Genomic DNA, 16,539 nt, shown 5'->3' on the forward strand with positions numbered 1-16,539 from the left:
GCAGGCTTTTGTTCTTTCTCTTCACCCAAGAGAGCGAACAAGTTGCATGAAGTTTTAGTGACAACAGTTCAGTCGCGTCGCGAAACGGATGTCTTTACTTCCGAGAAGCTGCGCCTTTGCAACAGCGATCCGCATGCCTGAATGCCCTGCGGATCGCGCGTTTCACAACAAATGAAAGAGATGAGGGTCTCGTGATCAAGCCGCTCAAGTCCGTCGACGTAGTCAAGGCATCACCGCGTGGCGCACTGGGGCGCAGGCCGCTGGCCCAATGGATCGCCGCGGCCCTGGCGATGGGCGCAGCCATGCAGGTTCACGCAGGCAATCCGCCACTGAGCCAAGCCTGGCTGGCCGGCCAGCGCGGCCAGGTCGGCGCGCCGGCTACCGGTAACGTCACCACACCGGTACCGACCGGGCTTGCGGCGCAGACCTCGGGACAGTTGCTGCAGCAGCGCGTGGTGCAGCAATCCATTGCCAATCTCAACAACGCTGCGCAAGCCGTAGCGGCACAGCTGAGTGCCCAGCAGGCGGCACAGCAAGCGGCACAGCAACTGAGCTCGCCGGTGCCGGACGGACTCGCCGCCGGCGGACTGCAAGTCGCCGCCAGTCTCGCCAGTAATCCCTTGCTGTGGCAGAACGCCAACGCGCCAGTGCAAACCGCCGCCGCGGGCAAGACCACCGTCGAGGTGAAGCAGACCGCCGCCAAGGCGATCATGACCTGGGACAGCTTCAACGTCGGCCGCAACACCACGCTGTACTTCAACCAGAGTGGTGGCAATCAATCCAGTGGCGCCAACGACTGGATCGCGCTCAACCGCATCCAGGATCCGTCCGGCGTACCCAGCCAGATCCTTGGCCAGATCAAGGCCGAGGGTTCGATCTACCTGCTCAATCGCAACGGCATTCTGTTTGGCGCAGGTAGCCAGGTGAATACGCGTTCGTTGCTCGCGAGTTCGTTGAACTTGTTTAACGGGGACGTGGCGACGAGCAATACGCGCTTTCTCAATGGGGGCATCGCAGACAAGAATTCGACTTCCTCACTCTTGATGGATGGGGTCTTCACCGATGGACGCAACCACGATGTCGTGATCGAGAAGGGCGCGAACATCACCACCGGCAAGCAGGGTTTCGCGCTGGTGGCCGCGCCGCACGTGTCCAATGCGGGCGTCATCGTGACCGACGACGGGCAGGCGATCCTGGCTGGCGGTACAGCGTTCTACAACCCGGCCGGTGCCGATGGCGGCGCCACTTTGCAGATCGCCGGCTCGTACGATGGCCAGGGCATCAACGGCTTCATGGGCAGTGTCGTCAACACGGGTCTGATCCAGGCCCGCCGCGGCGGCGTGCACATGGTTGGCCACGACGTGACACAGGCCGGCGTGGCGCTGGCGTCAACCAGCGTGGCCTATCCAGGCAGCATCGAGCTCAATGCACGCGATCAGGCGGCCGGCAACGGGAGCAGCTTGAACTTCACCCGCGGTGGCACGCTGGTGCTGGCCCCGGGTTCGGTAACCGCGGTGCTGCCGGAGAAGGACGGTACTACCACCTCATCGAGCGCCGCGGCCAATGCCGCGTTCAAGGGCAGCGCGCTGTCGCTGGACGGCGCCACGGTCAGTTTGCAATCCGGTTCGTTGTTGGAGGCGCCGGGTGCCGCTGTGGCCATCGCGGCCCATGCGTACGCGCTAGACACTTCCCCGACCGCCGGACGCGTCTATGTGGACAGTGGCGCGATCATCGACGTATCCGGTCTTGCCGACGTCGTGCTGCCGATGTCGGCGCTGCTGGTCAACGTATCGCGCATCGGCCAGAACGAGCTGGCCAATTCACCGTTGCTGCGCGACGGTTTTCTCTACCGCCAGAAAGACGTTGCGGTCGACAGTACGCAGAGCGGCACGCGTGCGGATGGCCTGGGCTGGGTGGGTAGCCCCATCCTCAATGTGGCCGGCTACGTGGACAACGTGCCGCGCACCGTCGAGCAGCTGATAACCAAGGGCGGCAACTTGTCGCTGTACGGCAGCGAGGTGATCCTGCGCTCCGGCTCGCAGGTCAACCTCAATGGCGGTTTCCTTTCGTACCAGCCCGGCTGGGTGGAAACGCCCAATCTGCTCGGCGCCAACGGCCGCGTGTACGACATCGCGGCGGCCGACCCCGACATGACCTACGTCGGCTTCGCCGGCCAGTTCACCATGGACCATCCGCGCTGGGGCATCAGTCAGACCTTCAACGACAAGCTGCTTGGCGGCACTCGCCGATGGGATCCCGGTTTTGTCACGGGCGGCGATGCCGGCAAGCTTGCAGTACAGGCCTCGAAGGCACTGGTACTGGACGCCGACATGACCGCGCAGGCCTTCGCTGGTCGCAACCAAGTGGGGCAGGGCAAGCAGCCTTCTGGCGGCAATTTTGAATTCGATCTGCCGTCGGCATTGGCGACTGATGTGCGCTTCACCTACACGCCGGGCATCCTGCTGCAGCAATCCGCCCTGATGCTGGACAAGCTGGTGCCGGGCTTCAACGCGGACACGACCTGGGACACCGTCATCGCCGCCCAGCCGGCAGACACCGGCCACGACGCTGACCTACGCTGGTGGCTGCCAATCTCGACCGGCATGCTGAGCGATGGCGGCTTCGCGACGGTGAAACTCTCCACGGGTGACAGCAGCTCGCAGATCCTGCAGCAGGCCGGCAGCACACTCGAGCTGCGGCCGGGCGGCAGTGTGGACATCAGTGCCAACCGCATCACCGTGCTCGGCGACATTCGTGCGCCGGCCGGTTCGATCAGCATCGCCTCAACCGGTCCGGGTGTGCAGACGCCATCCATGCAGGCGGCGGACGGCAGCCTGCTGCGTCCCGACATCACCATTGGCAAAGGGGCCACGCTGAGCACGCGCGGCTTATGGGTGAACGACAGCGGACTGACCGCCGACCAGCGCGTGGGTGACCGCTATATCAACGGCGGCAGCATCAGTCTTTCCACGAACATCGCCAATAGCGCCGGCAACAAGGACCTCACCGGTTCAGTGCTGCTGGAAGCAGGCAGTACGCTGGATGTCTCCAGCGGTGGCTACGTGGGGGGCGATGCGCAGGTACAGAAGAAAAACGGCGTGCCCACTGGCCGCGGTGGTGACGTCAGCCTTGTTACCTACGGCAACGCGAACGCTCTGCTCCCTCAGCCTGCCCAACTCGATGGTGGCGAACTGCGTCTGGACGGCACGCTGCTCGGCTATGGCTTTGGCGGTGGCGGCACGCTGTCGCTGCAGGCGAACTACATCCAGATCGGTGGCGATCGCGCGGCCATGCCGATGGCCAATGGCCTGTACCTTGATCCGGCTTTCTTCTCGGGCCAGGGTTTCGATCAGTACAAGCTCACCGCCATCACGGACGGCATCGTCGCGCCGGGCACGCAGGTGCGCGTCACGCGCAACAACTTCCTGCCGGACTACCAGGCCTTGCTGATTGCGCCGACCGGCAGCGATCTCTATGCGAAGGACGTCACGCACCCGAACGGCGTGTACGCCACCGTGGGTGCGCTTGATGCCTATCATCGCTACGTGACGCGCAACAGCAGCGCCGGTACGGGTTTCTCGCTCAGCGCCGGTCAGTACCTGGACTGGTTGGTCAATCCCCAGGATCCTTCGAAAGGCGCACCGCAGTATGTGGGTGTCAGCGGTTCGGTGCTGGTCGGCAATGGCGCTGGGATCGACGTGGATGCAGGCGGCAACCTGGCTTTGGCCGGCACGCAGGCCACGACCGTGCTGGGCACACTGACCGCGCATGGCGGTGGCATCGACGTTTCCACCAAACAGTTGACGCGTGCGTCTGGCCTGCCGCAGATGACGCAGCGCGTATGGCTGAGTGAGTCCGCCCTGCTGGATGCTTCCGGCATCGCGCTGACCGATCCCTGGGCGGCTCCTGTTGCCGGTCCGGATGGCACACCACATGTGCCGCGCACAGGCGTGGTGCTGGACGGCGGCAATGTCTCGTTGAAGGGAAGTGGTGGGTACGTCGTCGCGCAACAGGGCAGCCGCATCGATGTTTCGGGTACGGCGGATCGCTTTGAGTTGCCGATCAGGGATCCCTCCGGCCTGGGCAACACCACGCGCTATCTCGGTACGCCGGTATGGAGCGACGCAGGCAACGTCACGCTGGGTGCCGCGGCGGGTCTCTACTTCGACGGGCAATTGCAGGCGACCGGCGGCGCGGCAGCGGCTGAAGGAGGCACGCTTACTCTGCTCGGTCTCGGCCGAAGACCCGGACAGCTGACCGCGCCACGAGCAAGCGGTGTACTGATCCAACAGTCGGGTCTGCTGGTGCCGCAAGATGCGCAGCCTGATAGCGGAGTGGAAACCGGAACGCCGTCCGGCGTAGTGCATTTCGCCGCGGACCGCCTCAAAGGTTCGGGCATCGACACGCTGGTGATCGGTCCCGATCCATCCCAGGCTGGCTCGCTCGATCTGGCCACCGCCGTGCCGCTGGGTTTCGCCGGTGACGTGAACCTTTCGCTGGGGCGCGCCTTCATCGCCAATACGCCGGCGATCCAGGTGCTGCCAGCTGGAGCCACGACGCTACTCTCCACGGCGAACGGCTACGCCAGCGGCAACGGTCAGGTCAGCATCAAGGCACCTTATGTGAGCCTCACCGGCGGCGTGGTGCAGACTGCGGCGCCCGTGGCCATGGCCGGCGATGGCAAGCTTTCGCTGGACGCGAACTTCATCGACATCGGCGGCTGGCTGAATCTGCAAAGCTGGGGTGAAGCGGATTTTGAGTCCGCAGGCGACATCCGTTTCCAGGCGCCCCCATTGCTCGCCTATGCCAACGGCAAGCCGCGCCCAGGCCTGTTGTTCAGTACCGGCAACCTGAGTTTCAAGGCGGCCCAGCTCTACCCGGCCACGGACTATCGCTTTGCCATCGTGGCCAATGGCTCGGGCCTGAAGGACGCGAGCGGCAACGCGATCGAGACCACGCTGATCATTCTGCCCAATGGGAGCAGCCAAACGCCGCTGTCAGCGGGCGGCACACTGCTGCTCAGCGCAAACCACATCGAACAGCAGGGCACGCTGCGCGCGCCGTCCGGCAATCTGATCATTGGCGTGACCGATGCGGCCGCGCAGGCAACGGCGTTAGGCGCCGATCCCAAGCTGTTCCCGCTCACTGCCACGCAATCGGTACATCTGGCGCCGGGCAGCCTGACTTCAGTCTCGTTGGATGGTGTCACCGTACCCTACGGCAGCACCATCGACGGCGTGCAGTGGCGTTACAGCGCCGACCCTTTCAACGACGCGCCGGACCTCACCGCGCCACCATCGAAGCAGATCTCCCTCAACGGCGCCGACCTTGCGCTCGATGCAGGCGCCGGCATTGACCTTTCCGGTGGCGGTCACCTGCAGGCGGCCGAATGGGTTGCTGGTACCGGCGGCACGCGCGACGTGCTGGCGCAATACAGCACCACCTATCAGAACAGCACCGCCGGCACCCAGATACCGCAATACGCCGACGGCCGCGCGATCTACGCGATCCTGCCGGGCTACAGCGCGCCGGTGGCGGCATCCGACGCGGCCTTCGCCAAGCAGGGCGGCGCAGGCCCGGCAGTGGGCCAGTCGGTGTATCTGTCCGGTGCACCCGGTCTCCCGGCGGGCTACTACACGCTGCTGCCGGCGCGTTACGCGACGCTGCCTGGCGCTTTCCGCGTGGTACAGGACACTAGCGCCAGGGATAGCGTGCTAGGCAGCAACGCGGTGCAGCCGGACGGCACACTGGCGGTCAGCGGCTATTTCGCCGACGCGCTGAGCGGCGCGCACGACGCGCGCAACACCACCTTCCTGGCGCAGTCGGGCAAGGTGTGGCAGCAGTACTCGCAATATCGCCTCAGCGACGCGGACACGTTCTTCACCAGTCTCGCGAACAAGGCCGGTAAGGTCGCGCCGGCGGTGGCTGCCGACGCTGGCCGCCTGACGCTCGCTGCTACCCGTACGCTCGATCTCGGCACTTCGCTCACGGCGGCGCCAGCCAAGGGCGGCCGTGGCTCGCAGGTAGACATCGCGGCGCAGGCCATCCAGGTTGTCGGCGCCGATACGAGTGCAGGCGATGGCTACCTCACGCTCTCGGCTGATGGCCTGAGCACGCTGGGCGCGGGCAGCCTGCTGCTTGGTGGCTCGCGCCAGACTGGCGACGATGGCGATCACGTCACCACCATGGCGGATAGCGTGGTGCTGTCCAACGACGCTGCGCATCCGCTGCAGGGCGCGGAAATCCTGCTCGTCGCCAATGGGGGCACCAGAGTCGGCGCGCAGGGCGTGTTGCTCGAATCCGGCAGCGTGCTCAAGGCAACCGGGCAAGGCAGCGGGGCGAGCAGCGTGCCACTGGTGTTCGGCGCCGTCGCGGGCACCGACGCCAACGGCCAGTCGACCGCCGCAGTCAGCGGCGACGGCGCGCTGCTGCGCGTATCGCAGAACGGCGCGGCGGGCATCGTGCGCAACAATATCTCCGCCAACCCCGGTGGTGCGCTGACGATTGGGGCAGGTGCACGCATCGACGGCGGCGCGGCACTTACGCTCGATGCCACCGGCAGCACGTCGGTCGACGCTTCCGCCGCCTTGTCGGCGCAGGCCATCGACGCCAACAGCAACCGCATCACTTTCCTCGGGGACGGCGCCACCGTACCGGCCGGCGCGAACGGTTTTGTGATCGGCCGCGACACGCTGGATCTGCTGCGCGGCGCGCAGAGCGTCACGCTGCGCAGCCGCGGCGACATGAACTTCCTCGGCGATGTGCGCATCGACTTGGCGCACGACCTGAATCTCAGCGCCGGCACTTTTGCCAGCGACGGCGGCACGGTGGACATTGAAGCCGGCAAGCTCGGCCTCTCCAACGACCTGGGCGCGGCGAACGGTACGTTCGTTGCCGGCACGGGCCAATTCACAGCGCGCGCGAATGAGGTGGACTTCGGCGCTGGCAACATCGGCCTACGTGGCTTCGGCGGCTTCTCGGCTACCGCGACGCAGGGCATGCAAGGGCAGGGCACAGGACGCTTTGACTTCGGCAGCCTGGACGTCAACCTCACCTCACCGTGGCTGCTCGCCGGCGCTGGTGCGGATACGCAACTGATCACCACCGGCGCACTGCGCGTCGGCGGTACGGCCGGCGCGATCTCGGGTGAACCCATGGGCGGCGCGCTGAGCCTGAGTGGCGGCAACGTGTCGATCGGCACCACCATCGCCGCGCCTGCGGGCAAGCTCGACGTGCACGCCACCAGCGGTGATCTGGCCGTGACCGATAGCGCGCTACTGACCGTTGGCGGCGTCAACAAGACTTTCTTCGACACCACCACCTATGCGGCGGGCGGTGCGCTCAAGCTGATTGCCGACCACGGCGGCATCAGCCTCGGGCAGGGCGCTACGCTCGATTTCTCGGGCGCGGCGGGCGGCGGCGATGCCGGCAGCCTAGATGCCGAGGCAGGTGCGTCGCTCTCGCTGGCTGGCACCTTGCGTGGGCAGGCCAAGGACGGTTACCGCGGCGGCTACCTCACCCTGGGCAGCGGTACGGCGATGGATCTGGACGCGACCGCACAGCAAGCGGCCGCTGCTGGCGCCACTGGCTTGTTCCAGCTCACCACCGGAACGGGTGATCTGCATCTGTCGGCCGGCAACACGCTGCGCGCGCAGAAGGTCTATCTCAGCGCAGCCGGCGGCACGGTGGCGATAGACGGCACCGTCGATGCATCGGCCAATTCAGGTAGCCGCATCGAGCTGTACGGCGAACGCGGCGTCGATGTGGAGGGCAGCCTGATCGCCACCAGTGCCATCGCCGCGCAGCGCGGCGGTGATGTGGTGATCGGTACGGGCGGCACCGGCGATGGCACGTTCAACGCCAACTATGGCTACCAGAACGTGCAGTACGCCGACTCCGGCTATATCCATCTCGGACCGCAGGCGCGCATCGACGTGTCCGGCGGTTCGTCCGACGCGTTCTCGGGCGGTTCGGTAAGCCTGCGCGCGCCGCTGCTGGCTAATGACGACGTGCGCATCGCGGTGGACGGCGGCGGCGCGGCCATCAAGGGCGCGCGCGTGGTGACGCTGGAGCCGTATGCGCGGTGGAGCACGCAGGGCGGTTCGAGCGATCCGTCCAAGCGTTTCGACGGCCTAATCGATCCGGCCGGCTGGTACGCCACGAATGCCAACGGCGGTACGCCGATCATGGTTGCGGGCACGTGGACCGACGCCAGCGGCAAGATCCTGCCGACGCCGGCCGACGCTACGCAGTTGAAGCAATACCTGCAGAACAACTATTTCATCCCGAAGCAGGTCAACACCGACCACGCCGGTTTCTACGGCTATATCGACGGCGACGCGAGCAAGGGTCCGGGCACGCTGATGCGCTACGTGGAGCAGCCGGGCTACGTGTTCGGTAACCGCTACGCGAGCATCGCCAATCTGCAACTGCGGCCGGGCATCGAGCTGGTCAATCCGGCGAACGGCACGCGCGGTGGTGACATCGCGGTGCTCACCAACTGGAACCTCGGCGCAGGTATCACGCAGCCTGACGGCAGCATTGCGCTGGCCTATCGCTACCAGGGCCTTGCGCCCATGTTGACCGTGCGCGCGGCGGGCAACCTGGATCTCCAGGCCAGTATCACCGACGGTTTCTACCAGCAGAACAATGGCGCGACCCTGGCCAATCCGCCGGCACCACCTCCGCCGCCAGTGTCCGACAATGGCTATGCCGACGCACTGGCCGGGTACAACGTCTCGCAGCAATTCCTTGACGCGAAGGGTTTGTGGAACGGCACCATCAAGTTGCGCGATGGTTCGGCCGCGCTGGGTTACACGCCCGGCGGCGGCACCGTCAGCATCGCCAGCGATCCGTATTACCAGGCATTGCAGGCACCGTTGATGGGACAATCGAGCGACTATTACGCCAATTACAAGGCCTACATTGGCGAAGTGGGTGACGGTACGCAGGCAAACACCTGGGTGTATGCGTACAACAACGTCGGAGGCCCGACGGCTAAAGGCTTTCTGGTCTACAAGCCCAGCACCCTGACGCAGATCAACCCTGTGGACTATCCGGTCTATCAGGACTATGTCACTGCATATCAGACTTGGTTGAAGTCCAACTTCGCCACCAATCCAGTCGCCAAGCGCATTACTACGCCCCCGCCGTTGCTGCTGCCGCTGGATAGCGACTATACGAAGTACACGGCGGACTACGCGACCTACATTTCTGGCCACAATAACTATTTCACCTATGTCTTGACCAAAGTTGCCAACCAGATCTTCGGCACCCAGTTGTTCTATGCGCCGTTCGCACCCAAGGCCAATCCGACCGACCCGCTCTACGCGAAGGCTTTGGCGGATTATCAGAAATCGCAGCAATTCCTTGACGCGAAAGGTTTGTGGAACGGCACCATCAAGTTGCGCGACGGTTCGGCCGCGCTGGGCTACACGCCCGGCGGCGGCACCATCAGTATCGCCAGCGATCCGTATTACCAGGCGCTACAGGCACCGTTGACGGGACAGTCGAGCGACTACTACACCAACTACGAGGCCTACATCGGCGAAGTGGGTGACGGTACGCAGTCGAACACCTGGGTGTATGCGTACAACAACGTCGGAGGCCCGACGGCTAAAGGCTTTCTGGTCTACAAGCCCAGCACCCTGACGCAGATCAACCCTGCGGACTATCCGGTCTATCAAGACTATGTCACTGCGTATCAGACTTGGTTGAAGTCCAACTTCGCCGCCAATCCGGTCGCCAAGCGCATCACTACGCCGCCGCCGCTGTTGCTACCTCTGGACAGTGATTACGCCAAGTACACCGGGAACTATGCGGTCTACATCACCGGCCATAACAACTACTTCAAGTATGTCGCCAACAGTGTCGCCAACCAGATTTTCGGCAGCCAGTTGTTCTATGCGCCGTTCACCCCGAAGTCCGACGTAGCTAGGCCTTCGGGCGGCACTGCCGTGCCGGTACCCGCAAGCGCCGCGAACAACAGCCCGTCCAACATGCCTTCGCTGGGCAGTCCCGTCTCGCTGGCCTCAGCGACCTTGCTTGGTGGTTCCAGCACTTCCTATCGGTTGGTGGCGGGCGCGCAGGTCGACGCTGTCGATCCGTTAGGTACGGTGGCCGGCGCTGGCGATGTGAATCTGGACAATCACTTTGCCGTAGTTGATACGCTCACACCCAACACCACGACCGGGCAACAGAGCAAGACCAACGGCAAAGCCGTGCTGCTGCCCGCGGTGGTGCGCACCGGCAGTGGCTCGATTGATATTGTCAGCGGTGGCAATGTGAACTGGCTGGATGTAGCCGCGCCGACGGCCGTCTATACGGCCGGAACGCCGGCCCAGGGCAGCGCGACGGATACGAACGTGTCGGTGATCCGGTCGAACTGGATCAGCGAGCTTGCCAACACGCCGTACATGCTGAACACCGGTCAGGTAAATCCGGAGCATGGCGGAGACTTGATGCTCAGCGCGCGTGGCGACATCAATGCCATCCAGCAGGTGATCGACGCGGACGGCTCGGCTACCAAGGCCGCCGGCACTGACATCTCGCAGTACTGGTGGCCGTGGATGCAGACCGCCAACGCGGCGGACGGCTCGGCCTCGTCGATCAATTTCGCCAACTTCGGCCAGGGCGTGATGAGTGCCGGCGGCAATGTGGCGGTGAGCGCGGGTGGCGACATCCGCCAGCTCTCGGTCTCGCTGCCGACCACTTGGAAAGCGAACGCGGACGGCCAGAGCGTAACCACCTACGGCGGCGGCAATCTCGACGTACGTGCCGGCGGCGATATCCTTAGTGGTACCTATTTCGTTGCCAAGGGCAAAGGCAAGGTCGAGGCCGGCGGTGCGATCGGTGCGGATTTCCGCTACACGGCGCCGACCACCGATCCGAACTATGCCGGCCAGTCCACGCTGGTTTCCGCCCTGTTCGCGTTGCAGGATGCGCAGCTCGATGTACGGGCGCGCGCCGGCGCCGATATCGGCGGTGTCTACAATCCGTCGTATCTGTTTGTTGATCAGCGCAGCGGTTCCCCGGGCACGTCGATCTTGCCGGCCACCCATGGCGACGCGCAGAGCTACAGCGCCGCCTCTTCGTTTGGAGCGGAAGCCGTCGGTGGGAATGTGGTCTTCGACAGCCTGCGCTTGCCGGGTGCGTTGTTCGATTATGGGAGCAGCCAGACGATCAACAATCCCGGCGCCATCCTGCCGACCACGCTGAGTCTGGCGGCGCCTTCGGGCAGCGTGGACATCCGCGGCGCCGGTGCGTTGTATCCCTCGGCGCAGGGCAACCTCACCGTGCTGGCCGACCAGAACGTTCTGTTGAGCCAGCAGGTGTCCACCATGCAGGATGGCTCGGGTGCCAGCAGCACCTATGGCCTCGGTCTGATCGATGCCCCAGACAGCCTGCTGCCCTCGCCATTGCATCCGCGGGGCGACGAGTCGGTGGAGTCGAGCTTAGGCTGGCTCTGGTTGCGGGGTTATCTGGACAGCACCGAGGTGGCTGGGACCCTAGCTCATGCCAAGACGCCGCTGCACGCGGACGATCCGGCGCCGGTGCGCATGTATGCGCTGCACGGGGATATCGTCGACGGCATCCCGTCGCCTGCCGGATTCCAGTACCGCTCGCTGCAGTTGACGCCCTCGAAGCCCGCGCTGGTTCGGGCCGGCCGCGATATCGTCAACCTATCCCTGCTCGGGCAGCAGACTCATGACGCAGATGTCACGCTGGTATCCGCTGGTCGCGACATTTACGACCTGCCGATCAACAAGACTTTCCTGCCGAGTGGATCGACGGACCTCGGCAGCTACCAGCTCGCCGCGGCCTTGCTGCTCGGCGGTCCGGGCAGTTTCCTGATCGAGGCAGGCCGCAACATCGGTCCGCTAACCAGCCAGAGCGAGACCGTCGCCACCGCGATCGTGCAGAAAACCGAGAACACGGGCATCGATGCGGTCGGCAATCGGTTCAACCCCTATCTGCCCCACGCAAGCGCGGACATCAATCTGCTGTACGGGATCAGTCCGGGCGTGGCTACCGCCGATTTCATGGCGCACTACGTGGACGTCGCGGCCACGGGTGTCGACAGCCAGATGCCTGAACTCGTGGACTTCATGGAACGTCGCGTCGCTGGGCGCGTGGTGGATACGGGCTACGCGCAGGACAAGATCACGGTCCAGCTGACACCGCAGGAAGCGCGTCGCCTGTTCAATCAGGAGCCAGACTACGTACAACGGCAGTTCGTATCGAAGGCGCTGTTCACCATCCTCGCCAAGGTGGGCGCGGACTACAACGACAAGAGCAGCCCGTACTTCAGTCAGTACGCACGCGGCTATGCGGCGATCGACACGCTGTTCCCGGCCGGCTTCGGCTACACCGCCAATGGTTTGGGCCAGGGTGGCTTGAATGGTGCGCAGACCACGGTCGACACCGGCGATCTGGATCTCCGCGGCACCACCATCCAGACCCAACAGGGCGGTGACGTCACCGTGCTCGGGCCCGGCGGTCAGGCGTTGCTGGGCAGCGCGTCGGCACCTCCGGTCATCACCGACAGCCAGGGCAACGTGAAGGCAGGCCCCAACACCATGGGTGTGCTGACGCTGGAGCAGGGCGCCATCCGCATGTTCACCGACCGCAGCGTGCTGCTGGCGCAGAGCCGCGTGTTCACCGAACAGGGCGGCGACCTGGTGCTATGGAGTTCCAACGGCGACATCAATGCGGGCCAGGGCGCCAAGACCACGGCGGAGATCCCGCCGCCGAACTACCTGTGCACGATCGACGCGTGGTGTCGCCTCGACGCACGCGGGCAGGTCAGCGGCGCGGGCATCGCCACGCTGCAGACTGTTTCGGGCGCGCCGGAGGGCAGCGTGTATCTGATCGCGCCGCGCGGCACGGTGGATGCAGGCGATGCCGGCATCCGTGTCTCGGGCAACCTGATTGTGGCCGCGGCGCGGGTAGCCAACGCCGACAACATCCAGGTGCAGGGCGAAAAGATCGGCGTGCCGGTGGCGCAATCGGTCAATGTGGGAGCGCTGAACGCGGCGAGCGCCGCGGCTAGCGCGGTAACCAAGGCGGCCGAGGATATGGCGCGGCAGCAGCAGGACGACGCGCGCAGCAAGCTGCCCTCGGTCATCTCGGTGCAGGTGCTAGGTTTCGGCGATGGCAGCGCCAGTCTCAACAATGGCATGGGGGCGCCGCGGCGCTACGACCCGAGCAGTCCGGTGCAGGTACTGGGCAGCGGCGTGCTGAGTGCGCGGGCTAAACAGCAGCTCACGGCGGAAGAGCGCAAGCAGCTGGCGGAATAAATCGATATCGCCATCGATAATCGGGTGTTTCCATTATGGAAACGCCCTTGGTGGGATTTTATCCGGCGAATACGGATAATCCATCCGGCAGGGAGTGCAATAGCGGTGCAGCAGCCTGGTCGAGGCAAGGCGTTCGCGTTATCCGAGGCGTTGCGTCAATTACTGGATGCGCGTCAGGATAAAATGGCCGATCGGTTGATTGATCAATGCAGCAACGAGCTGGTTCGGCAAATCAGCGAATCCCCCATAGCGTCACTCAATGTGCGCCTTTCCTATCTATTGAAGACGCGTCTGCGGCGGCGTACGACGCAGGGTGAGCGTGGTCTGCACAGCGCCGCGCCGTTACTGGTGAGCGTGTTCAATTTGTGGTGCCGCGAGGGGCGGCGGGCGTCTGTACGAAGTGTTTTGCGCGAACTTGGCGGTGCCGATCTGCGCGCACTGCGCGAGGAGCGCGAGCTGGATCCCGAAGTGGTGTCGATGCTGCGCGAATTCGATTTGTGTGCTTGATCACACTTTCTCGTATGCGCGACGTGATGATTATGTCTATTAAGTCTTCGGGTGTGTCATTTGGATTATTTGGAAAATTAAAGTCATCGATAGGACATTTTCAATTACATATGTTTTTAATCGGTGTGTCACTCCGAGTCTGTAAAAAATCGCAGGCCTCCACTCCGGAGGTAATCTCAAAGTAGGGGTATGTCATGATCTTCGGGTTCAATGGAAATACCCGCATGAACAAGCTTGCGGGCGCCCTCGTATTGGCCATCGTTGCCTCCTCGGCTCACGCCGCCATCCAGGTGGGCGGTGGTGCCACCCTACCGGCCGTCGGCTACGTCGGTACTGTGACGCATCGCCTGAATGCATCTCCGGATGCCAACTCCTTGCTTGGTGCCTACAAGAGCGTGACGGGCACGCCGGCGTCCTACTGCCAGACCGGCAGCGGCGCGGGCAAGAACGTTCTGGCTGGCGTGACCAGCGTGCAGGGCCAGTGCGCGGACAGCCCGTCGCCGACCGATTTCGGTGCGGCCAACGCGTTGGTGAACCGCACCACCCTGACCCAGCCGAACTTCGCCGGCTCGGATTCGCCGCTGTCGACGACTGACTACACCAACTACACCGGCCATCGTGGCACCAGCCGTCCGCTGCAGTTCCCGGCGGTAGCCGGCGGCATCGCTATCGTGTATCGCAACGACAATCTGTCGACCCAGCTGAGCCTGACTTCGGCGCAGGTGTGCAGCATCTTCAACGGCACCACCACCAAGTGGAGCCAGCTGGGCGTTGCGGCACCAGTGGCCGGCGACACCATCAAAGTGGTCTATCGTGCCGACGGTAGCGGCACGAGCTTCGGTTTCAGCAACTTCCTGTCGGCCAACTGCTCTGGCACGCCGGCCGCGCACTTCAAGACGGACCAGGCCTTCTCCAGCGCAGTCTCGCTGTACAGCTTGCCGGGCGCGTCCTGGAACGGTCAGAGTGGCAACGCCAATGTCGTGAACACCATCGTAAATAGCGCTGACGATGGCTACATCGGCTATGCCGAAGCCGCCAACGCGCTGGCCGTGGCCGGCAATATCGCGCTCGTCAACGGCAAGGACCCAGCCGCCGACCTCGGCGATGCGACGACGCACAAGGTGACCATCAACAGCGCCGACGTGGTCTACAACAATGCCATCACTGGCGTGGATGCAAACACCGGTCGTCCGACCTTCGGTCCGATCTCCGGTGCGCCGACCACCAGCTGCATCGCTCTGGTGAAGCCGAATGCCTATGCCACGCCGGCTGCGGGCTATCCGATTGTTGCCGTGTCCTACCTGCTGGGCAGCAGCGAAGGCAACGGAGCAGATGCGGCTAACGTGCGCAAGCTGCTGGGTGCTCCGTACAACAGTTCAATCGTCTCCGCTACTGGCACCATCGGTGCCGGTACTGGTCTGGCGTTCCTCACCGCTCCGATCACGCAGACCCAGATCGACGGCTGCGTCATCAACTGATCGAAGATGGTTCCACTTGCCGTGGAACGCGCAGGAGAGGCTTGCCTCTCCTGCGTTTTTGCGCGTTTGGCTGTCATGAAGGCGGAATAGGTTGGGGAGATGAAGCGGAAACTGGGAATAGGTAACGGGGAACGGGAAACGGCTCTACGGCGGCGCACGTCCACCCGTTCTCTGTTCGCTGTTCCTCGTTCCTCCGCTCGCGGCTTCAGCCTGCTTGAAGTCATCGCCGCCATCCTGCTGCTCGCCATTGCCGTTGGCGCGCTGATGCGCGTGGCCAGCGCCTCGCTCAATCTCGCCGACAAACTTGGGCAGACGACGCGGGCGGACATGCTGGCGCAAGGCAAGCTCGACGCGTTGGGCATCGCCGAGCCGCTGACCCTTGGCGAGCGCGAAGGCGTGTTCGATCGCGATTTCCGTTGGCACCTGCGCGTGGCGCCATGGCAGGGCGACGACTTGCCGCCGGACAGCACCTTGACGCTGTACCGCGTGGAGTTGTATGTGCTGTGGGGCGATGCGCGGCGGCCGCGGGAATTGAAGTACGTGACATTGCGGACCGTAAAAAAGGCGACGCCATGACAGGCCGTCTTCCCGCTCGAGGTTTCACTCTGCTCGAAGTGCTCAGCGCCTTGGCCTTGCTCAGCATGCTCCTGCTCGGCGTTTTCTACGCCATCCAGACCGCGACGCGCTCGGTGAACTCGGGGTCAGCCGCGCTGGAACGCAACGATCAGGCGAGGTCGTTGCAACAGTTTCTGCGCCGCGATCTGTTGCAGGCGCGTGCGTTGCCTTGGAAGCTGGACCCGAAAGGGAATGGCGTGGTGTTCGAGGGTGGGCCACGGAACATGCATTTCGTCGCGCCGCTGCCGGGCTATCTCGATCGGGCGGGTCCTCAGCTGCAGGCACTGGCATTGGTGGACGACGGCAAGGGCAAGCTGAAGCTGCAACTGGGCAGCGCGCCGCTTGCACCAGGTGGAGCGGGCGTGGGGTTCGAGCCCGAGGTACTTGTCGCGGGAGTGAGCGGTGGACGCTTCCGCTATTACGGCCGGGAGCGTGAAGGCATGGATGCGCAATGGCGCGACCAGTGGAACATCGCCGGGCGCATGCCCGAGCTGGTGACCGTCGAGCTGGAGCGCGAAAAGCCGGACCGCGACAAAACCACGGCGTGGCTATGGCTGCAGGCACCGATCCGCCAGAATCCTTATGCGATCAACGTGGGCGCGCTGGCGAGGGCCTTGCCGGACGGGTCGAAACCATGAGTG

The 16,539-nt window shown here is 64.3% G+C and carries 5 protein-coding genes; all 5 read left to right on the forward strand.

Annotation, left to right across the window (positions count from 1 at the left end):
• The first annotated feature begins 191 nt into the window (after window positions 1-191).
• The 5 genes from BM338_RS14265 to BM338_RS14285 all read left to right on the forward strand — a co-directional run bounded on the left by BM338_RS14265 (window position 192) and on the right by BM338_RS14285 (window position 16,536).
• A complete protein-coding gene (locus BM338_RS14265) occupies window positions 192-13,298 on the forward strand; it encodes a filamentous haemagglutinin family protein (RefSeq protein WP_090451763.1) in 13,107 nt (4,368 codons plus the stop codon).
• A gap of 105 nt (window positions 13,299-13,403) precedes the next feature.
• Window positions 13,404-13,805, forward strand: a complete 402-nt coding sequence (locus tag BM338_RS14270; protein ID WP_143109305.1) for a hypothetical protein — start codon at window positions 13,404-13,406, stop codon at window positions 13,803-13,805.
• Between the two features lie 224 nt (window positions 13,806-14,029).
• Window positions 14,030-15,283, forward strand: a complete 1,254-nt coding sequence (locus BM338_RS14275; RefSeq protein WP_177229352.1) for a substrate-binding domain-containing protein — start codon at window positions 14,030-14,032, stop codon at window positions 15,281-15,283.
• Between the two features lie 99 nt (window positions 15,284-15,382).
• Window positions 15,383-15,859, forward strand: coding sequence for a prepilin-type N-terminal cleavage/methylation domain-containing protein (locus BM338_RS14280; RefSeq protein WP_090451768.1), 477 nt, complete (start codon window positions 15,383-15,385; stop codon window positions 15,857-15,859).
• Window positions 15,856-16,536 (forward strand): prepilin-type N-terminal cleavage/methylation domain-containing protein, encoded by a 681-nt coding sequence (locus BM338_RS14285; RefSeq protein WP_177229353.1) that lies wholly within the window; start codon window positions 15,856-15,858, stop codon window positions 16,534-16,536. The genes BM338_RS14280 and BM338_RS14285 overlap by 4 nt, the downstream gene beginning before the upstream one ends.
• Window positions 16,537-16,539 lie beyond the last annotated feature (3 nt).

It is taken from the genome of Dyella sp. OK004 (assembly GCF_900114495.1).
Taxonomy (GTDB): Bacteria; Pseudomonadota; Gammaproteobacteria; order Xanthomonadales; family Rhodanobacteraceae; genus Dyella_D.

Bases quoted from the DNA above. Each gene is read 5' to 3' on its own strand.
- BM338_RS14275 (WP_177229352.1), top strand. From the start codon at position 14,030: ATGAACAAGCTTGCGGGCGCCCTCGTATTGGCCATCGTTGCCTCCTCG.
- BM338_RS14280 (WP_090451768.1), top strand. From the start codon at position 15,383: ATGAAGCGGAAACTGGGAATAGGTAACGGGGAACGGGAAACGGCTCTA.
- BM338_RS14285 (WP_177229353.1), top strand. From the start codon at position 15,856: ATGACAGGCCGTCTTCCCGCTCGAGGTTTCACTCTGCTCGAAGTGCTC.